This window comes from Escherichia sp. WS1152 (genome assembly GCF_046487665.1).
Classification (GTDB): domain Bacteria; phylum Pseudomonadota; class Gammaproteobacteria; order Enterobacterales; family Enterobacteriaceae; genus Escherichia; species Escherichia coli.
In genome coordinates this window covers 1-730 of record NZ_JBJQJA010000060.1, presented here as the reverse complement: position 1 = coordinate 730, position 730 = coordinate 1, and the positions used below count along the sequence as shown (strand labels likewise).

1 protein-coding gene is annotated in these 730 nt (G+C 32.5%); it reads right to left on the bottom strand.

Going from position 1 to position 730, the window contains the following annotated elements; all coding sequences use genetic code 11:
- Positions 1 to 730 (bottom strand): hypothetical protein (locus ACJHW7_RS25275; protein ID WP_337450443.1); only part of this gene is annotated, 730 nt, incomplete at both ends.

Sequence of the window (730 nt, the reverse complement as noted above, 5' to 3'; positions counted from 1 at the left end):
CCAACTGCTTGGATTATATTTATTAGCATGCAAGAAAATGAAACAATGAATAGTGGCAGCGAGGATGTGTTGTAGTTTACCAGGTAAATAAATTCGCCATAATACAATGGCCCACACATTGCGAGTGCTAATGATATAAATAAAAAACCTTTTATTGCTTTAATTAAAAATATAGAGGCGTTTATTTGTTTTCTTATCTTTTCATCGCCTAAGAGATAAAGGTTGAAATCTTGAGATTTTGTTGTGTCCACTGAGAAGATATTAAGAATATGTGGGTATATCAATGATATATCCTTTGTTTTCATAAGATTCATCATCTCTATTCTCCGCGTGACGAACAGTGAACCCAACCAAAAAACCATGAATACAGGCATAGCATAACTAGCTATTTTGGCTATACTTATCAATGATACACTAGATGCCATGTCACCTATTTTAAATGGGATAATTAAGGTTGATTCTATGTTGACTATCTCTATCTTTGAATTACTCTCATCTTTTATTTTTCCATCCAACCAGTTCATTGCATCATGATAGTTTGCGATTTTATCTTTTTCAGGAAGGGCCGATTCTATTTTATCCCTTACAATATAGCCCACACTTGATTTTTCAATCTCTTTTTTCAACACATCGTACATAAAGTATTTTAACTCATTAATTGAACTCACCTCATCAAGGTCTATTTCACGCAATCCCTCATTTATCATTTTTTTTCTAATGGAAAAGAATT